General features: G+C 61.1%; 1 protein-coding gene. It reads left to right on the top strand.

The genetic code is table 11. The features are described 5' to 3' along the window. The coding region (locus SB725_RS34010; protein WP_410923800.1) for an inositol monophosphatase family protein at positions 1-234 on the top strand (234 nt) is incomplete at both ends.

Here is a 234-nt window from a genome sequence, read left to right as displayed (position 1 = left end):
GCTCCATCGAGCGCCTGGATACCATCAAGGTCGACGAAAAAGACGCCAAAGACTACGTATCCGAAGTTGATCGCGCTGCCGAGCAGAAGATCATCGACGCGCTGCGCAAAGCCTACCCGACCCACGCCATCCTCGGCGAAGAAACCGGCCTGCACACCGGCAGCGGCGAAGGCGAAGACTACCTGTGGATCATCGACCCACTGGACGGCACCACCAACTTCCTGCGCGGCATCC

It is taken from the genome of Pseudomonas sp. SIMBA_041, from assembly GCF_046535095.1.
GTDB classification, from domain to species: Bacteria; Pseudomonadota; Gammaproteobacteria; order Pseudomonadales; family Pseudomonadaceae; genus Aquipseudomonas; species Aquipseudomonas mucoides.
Note: the sequence above shows the minus strand (reverse complement) of the source record. Positions and strands in the feature narration are given on the sequence as shown.